Source organism: Mesorhizobium sp. M0293 (assembly GCF_040321735.1).
GTDB lineage: Bacteria > Pseudomonadota > Alphaproteobacteria > Rhizobiales > Rhizobiaceae > Mesorhizobium.
Window position 1 is genome coordinate 1 of the sequence record NZ_JAMYSA010000203.1, and the last position, 5,469, is coordinate 5,469.

6 protein-coding genes are annotated in these 5,469 nt (G+C 61.3%); 2 read left to right on the top strand and 4 right to left on the bottom strand.

Translation table 11 applies throughout. The features are described 5' to 3' along the window. The 4 genes from NKJ06_RS34105 to rpsL all read right to left on the bottom strand — a co-directional run. The coding region (locus NKJ06_RS34105; protein ID WP_352812020.1) for a GTP-binding protein at positions 1-244 on the bottom strand (244 nt) is incomplete at its 3' end. A gap of 98 nt (positions 245-342) precedes the next feature. Beyond that, the gene (gene fusA / locus NKJ06_RS34110; RefSeq protein WP_352636270.1) at positions 343-2,433 is read right to left on the bottom strand and encodes an elongation factor G; all 2,091 of its coding nucleotides are present in this window, start codon (positions 2,431-2,433) and stop codon (positions 343-345) included. A gap of 28 nt (positions 2,434-2,461) precedes the next feature. Beyond that, on the bottom strand, positions 2,462-2,932 hold the full coding sequence (gene rpsG / locus NKJ06_RS34115; RefSeq protein ID WP_008875664.1) for a 30S ribosomal protein S7: 471 nt from the start codon (positions 2,930-2,932) through the stop codon (positions 2,462-2,464). A gap of 60 nt (positions 2,933-2,992) precedes the next feature. After that, on the bottom strand, positions 2,993-3,364 hold the full coding sequence (gene rpsL / locus NKJ06_RS34120; protein WP_006333356.1) for a 30S ribosomal protein S12: 372 nt from the start codon (positions 3,362-3,364) through the stop codon (positions 2,993-2,995). A gap of 496 nt (positions 3,365-3,860) precedes the next feature. Between rpsL and NKJ06_RS34125 the strand changes: the two genes are divergently transcribed. Together NKJ06_RS34125 and NKJ06_RS34130 are read left to right on the top strand one after the other, a co-directional pair. Beyond that, on the top strand, positions 3,861-4,142 hold the full coding sequence (locus NKJ06_RS34125; RefSeq protein WP_023762912.1) for a transcriptional regulator: 282 nt from the start codon (positions 3,861-3,863) through the stop codon (positions 4,140-4,142). A 175-nt stretch (positions 4,143-4,317) separates the two neighbouring features. Continuing rightward, on the top strand, positions 4,318-5,244 hold the full coding sequence (locus NKJ06_RS34130) for a Gfo/Idh/MocA family protein (protein WP_352636272.1): 927 nt from the start codon (positions 4,318-4,320) through the stop codon (positions 5,242-5,244). The last annotated feature ends 225 nt before the right edge of the window (positions 5,245-5,469 follow it).

Genomic DNA, 5,469 nt, shown 5'->3' on the forward strand with positions numbered 1-5,469 from the left:
CGGCGTGGCCGGGGCAGTCGACGTGAGCGTAGTGGCGGTTGGCCGTCTCATATTCGACGTGCGCCGTCGAGATCGTGATGCCGCGTGCCTTCTCTTCAGGGGCAGCGTCGATCTGGTCGTAGCGCTTGTATTCGCCAAAATACTTGGTGATCGCCGCCGTCAGCGACGTCTTGCCATGGTCGACGTGGCCAATCGTGCCGATGTTCACGTGAGGCTTGTTACGCTCGAATTTACCTTTGGCCATAATCGTTCTCCGTCTATTCTACCCGCTTGGGGGAAATTGTTATTCGCTCTTCAGATCCGGCATCGCGCAAAGGACGCGACCCGGTGGCTAAGGAACCCTTACGCGTATTTCTTCTGGACTTCCTGGGCCACCGCCGTCGGGACCGGCTCGTAGTGATCGAACTGCATTGTGTAGGCCGCACGGCCCTGGCTCATCGAGCGCAAGTTGTCGACGTACTTGAACATGTTGGCGAGCGGCACCATCGCGTTGATGACCACGGCCACACCACGTGCTTCCTGACCCTGGATCTGGCCACGACGGCCGTTCAGATCGCCGATGACGCTGCCGACATAGTCTTCCGGCGTCACAACTTCGACCTTCATGATCGGCTCGAGCAGCTGCACGCCAAGCTTGGGTGCGGCTTCACGGAAGCAGGCGCGGCCGGCGATTTCGAAGGCCAGGACGCTGGAGTCAACATCATGGTAAGCGCCGTCGATCAGCGTCGCCTTGACGCCAATCATCGGGAAGCCCGCGAACGGACCCGAGGTCATGACGCTGTTGATGCCCTTTTCGACGCCGGGGATGTATTCCTTCGGCACAGCGCCGCCGACAATCTTGGTCTCGAACTCGAATTCGCTGCTGTCCGGGTTCGGCTCGAAGACGATCTTGACGCGGGCGAACTGACCGGTACCGCCGGTCTGCTTCTTGTGCGTGTAATCCTGCTCGTGCCTGCGGGTGATCGTCTCACGATAGGCCACCTGCGGCGCGCCGACATTGGCCTCGACCTTGAACTCGCGACGCATGCGGTCGACGATGATGTCGAGGTGAAGTTCACCCATGCCGGAAATGATGGTCTGGCCGCTTTCCTCGTCGGTCTTGACGCGGAAGGACGGATCCTCGGCGGCCAGGCGGTGAAGGGCGAGGCCCATCTTTTCCTGGTCGTTCTTGGTCTTCGGCTCGATGGCGATCTGGATGACCGGATCGGGGAATTCCATGCGCTCGAGGATGACCGGATGCAGCGGATCACTGAGCGTGTCGCCGGTGGTCGTGTCCTTGAGGCCGGCCAGAGCAACGATGTCGCCGGCAAAAGCCTCTTCGACGTCGGCGCGCGAGTTCGCATGCATCTGCAGCATGCGGCCGATGCGCTCCTTCTTGCCCTTCACGGTGTTGTCGACCGAGATGCCCTTGGTGAGCCTGCCCGAATAGATGCGGGCAAAGGTCAGCGAACCGACGAACGGATCGTTCATGATCTTGAAGGCGAGCATCGACAGCGGCTCGTTGTCGTCGGCGTGACGCTCGATCTCAGCGTCGGTCTTGGCATCGACACCCTTGATGGCGGGAACATCGGCCGGCGACGGCAGATATTCGACGACGGCGTCGAGCAGCGGCTGCACGCCCTTGTTCTTGAAGGCCGAGCCACAGAACATCGGGTAGAACTTCACCGCAATGGTGCCCTTGCGGATCAGCGCGCGGATCTCGTCGTTCGACGGCATCTTGCCTTCGAGGTAATTCTCAAGCGCCGTCTCGTCCATTTCGACGGCGGCCTCGATCATCTTCTCGCGGTATTCCTCGGCACGAGCCTTGAGGTCGTCCGGGATCTCGACGACATCCCAGGCAGCGCCCAGCGTCTCGTCGCGCCAGACCAGCGCGTTCATCTCGACGAGGTCGACAACGCCCTTGAAATCGGTCTCGGCGCCGATCGGCAGCTGCATGACGACGGCATGCGCACCGAGGCGCGAACCGATCATCTCGACCGAGCGGTAGAAGTCGGCGCCGATCTTGTCCATCTTGTTGCAGAAGATCATGCGCGGAACGCGGTATTTGTCGGCCTGGCGCCAGACGGTTTCCGTCTGCGGCTCAACGCCGGCATTGGCATCGAGCAGCGCGATGGCGCCATCGAGGACGCGCAGCGAACGCTCGACTTCAATGGTGAAGTCGACGTGGCCGGGGGTGTCGATGATGTTGAAGCGGTGCATCTTGCCGTCACGAGCCTTCCAGAAGGTCGTGGTCGCGGCCGACGTGATGGTGATGCCGCGCTCCTGCTCCTGCTCCATCCAATCCATGGTGGCAGCGCCGTCGTGGACTTCGCCGATCTTGTGCGACTTGCCCGTGTAATAGAGGACGCGCTCGGTGGTCGTCGTCTTGCCGGCGTCAATATGCGCCATGATACCGAAATTGCGGTAGTCTTCGATTTTGTATTCGCGGGCCATCGTAGCTGCCTCTCAGTCTCGTTCGCGCTTACCAGCGGTAGTGCGCGAAAGCGCGGTTGGCTTCAGCCATCTTGTGGGTGTCTTCACGCTTCTTGACGGCCGTGCCGCGGTTGTTGGCCGCGTCCATCAGCTCGCCGGAGAGGCGGTCGACCATCGTGGTCTCGTTGCGATTGCGCGCTGCTGCGATCAGCCAGCGAATGGCCAATGCCTGGCGGCGCTCGGGGCGCACGTCGACCGGAACCTGGTAGGTGGCGCCGCCGACACGACGCGAACGCACTTCCACATGCGGCGCGACATTGTCGAGCGCCTGATGGAAGACGGTGACCGGCTCCTGCTTGGTCTTCGACTGAACCTGGTCGAGTGCGCCGTAGACGATGGTCTCGGCAACCGACTTCTTACCGTCATACATGACGGCATTCATGAACTTGGTGACGATCAGATCGCCGAACTTCGGGTCCGGATTGATCTCACGCTTTTCTGCACTGTGACGACGCGACATGGCTTTTGTCTCTCAATCTCATAGCCCGACGCACTCAAGGAGCGCCAAGGCCGGAAAATCTTACTTCGGGCGCTTGGCGCCGTACTTCGAACGGCGCTGCTTGCGGTTCTTCACACCCTGCGTGTCGAGCACGCCGCGGATGATGTGATAGCGAACGCCCGGAAGATCCTTGACGCGGCCGCCGCGGATCATCACCACGGAGTGCTCCTGAAGGTTGTGACCTTCACCGGGGATGTAACCGATCACTTCAAAACCATTGGTCAGGCGGATCTTGGCCACCTTGCGCAGCGCCGAGTTCGGCTTCTTCGGCGTCGTTGTATAGACGCGCGTGCAGACGCCCCGCTTCTGCGGGTTCTGCTGCATGGCCGGGACCTTGTTGCGCTTCACCGGCGCAATGCGCGGCTTGCGGATCAGCTGGTTGACGGTAGGCATTAAACCCTCTTGTCTCTCAATTCCGTGTCTCGCCCGGTCAGGGCCGCTCAAAGCGTCATTTCCATACGCAAATTCGGGCCACGAACCGCGCCTCGCGGTCTTGCCCGAACAAATCGCAGAGGAAGCGGAAGCCGCTTCGTGCACGCCGGAAATGTCTTTTCGCTCGTAAAACGAACCCTGTTTGAGGCAAACTCCAAAGCGTGTCGCTTCGGAAGGGAGAGCCTCACATCGGTTCTGACTGGGCGGCTTCTACTCGTAAGACCGCGGACCGTCAAGCCCGGAGCGCTAAATATTGCGCGCCAACCAAGGCTTGGCAGCCATGTGAAAAACGCATGTAATTTTCTTTCGCAATTTTGCAAGAGCGAGGAAGAAAGTGCCAAGCCTTTAGCAAAGTGAATGGCTTTGCGCTGTTGCACGGCTCTTCTTCATGCGAAAAGGCCGCATGAGCAGTCAGAACCCCCTCGCCCGCCCACACATTGCCAAGAGGAATCGACCCGTGAACGACAATGAAGAACGCCCGGTCACCATCATCACCGGCCGGGTGTGGAAGAAAAAGGGCGGCAAACCGGAAGGCGTCCATGTCATGCTGGTCGCGCCCGACGACGATTCGGCGGTGCGCCGGGCACTCGAATCGCTTGCCGCGGAAGGTTACGCCGAGGCCGAGCTCGACCAGATCGGCGACATGGACGGCGTGCCCGACGAAGAGCCGCATCTTTCCGCCTTCCAGGGTGCGCTCGAAGGCGAAGTTTCGATCGTTACCTTCGACGTGCCGATCTGAAACCAGGCCTCGACTCGGCTTTCGAATCGGTTGCCGAGGCGAATCAGCGATCTAGGCTTCCTAGCCGACGAACGCCGGCGCTCAGATCGAGTAAGACTGAGGTTGGCCTGTCGGCTTGCCCAGGGCAAGTGTTCTGATAAGAAGCCATCACCATCACTCAACAGACGGAGCGGCCGTGTCCCAGCCCATTAAGATAGGCATCGTCGGCGTCGGCAAGATCGTCCGCGACCAGCACCTGCCGGCCCTGGCGAAGGACCAGGACTATCGCCTGATCGCTGCTGCCAGCCGGCACGGCAAGGTAGATGACATTCCGAATTTCCCGACCATCGAATCGATGCTCGATGCAGTGCCCGAGCTCGAGGCCGTCTCGCTCTGCATGCCGCCGCAGTTCCGCTACGACGCGGCGCGCACGGCGCTGATGGCGAAGAAGCATGTCTTCCTGGAAAAGCCGCCGGGCGCCACTGTCAGCGAGGTCGAAAACCTGAAGGCATTGGCCGCGCAGAACGGCGTCTCGCTGTTCGCCAGCTGGCACTCGCGCTATGCGCCGGCCGTGGAGGCCGCGCGCGCCTTCCTGAACTCGACCAGGATCAAGTCGGCCGCCATCAACTGGAAGGAAGACGTGCGCCGCTGGCACCCGAACCAGGAATGGATCTGGGCGCCCGGCGGTTTTGGCGTCTTCGACCCCGGCATCAACGCGCTGTCGATCGCCACTCATATCCTGCCGGCGATGTTCATCACTTCGGCGGTTCTGGATTTTCCCGAAAATCGCGCATCCCCGGTTGCCGCGCGCGTCACCTTCCGCACCTCGAATGGCTTGCCGGTGACAATGGACCTCGACTGGCTGCAGACAGGCCCGCAAAGCTGGGACATTCTGGCCGACACCGACAAGGGCGCCATGGTGCTTTCGGGCGGCGGCTCAAAGCTCGCTATCGACGGCCGTGTCGTCCACGACGAACCGGAAGCGGAATACCCGATGCTCTATCGGCGATTCGCCGAGATCGTGCGCGCCGGCACCTCCGACGTCGATCTCGCGCCTCTCCAGCATGTCGCCGATGCCTTCATGCTCGGCAAGCGAAACGTGGTCGAGGCCTTCTTCGACTGATTTGTGCACGCGACGGGATCGCGGACTTGGCTTGAATGCATGCTCGTGCCAGGTCGACCCCCCACTCCGGCTCGGCTACGCCGAGCCACCTTGTATCTACACGAGAGAGATTTCGTGGGATTAGAGCGATTGAGCCAAGGTCCGGGCGGCCGCCCGGACCTTGGCTTGGCGAAGTCGCCCGTACCACCTGAGGTTACAACCGCGGGAGAGCTTGGGATCTTCGCC

Bases quoted from the DNA above. Each gene is read 5' to 3' on its own strand.
- rpsL (WP_006333356.1), bottom strand. From the start codon at position 3,364: ATGCCTACCGTCAACCAGCTGATCCGCAAGCCGCGCATTGCGCCGGTG.
- rpsG (WP_008875664.1), bottom strand. From the start codon at position 2,932: ATGTCGCGTCGTCACAGTGCAGAAAAGCGTGAGATCAATCCGGACCCG.
- fusA (WP_352636270.1), bottom strand. From the start codon at position 2,433: ATGGCCCGCGAATACAAAATCGAAGACTACCGCAATTTCGGTATCATG.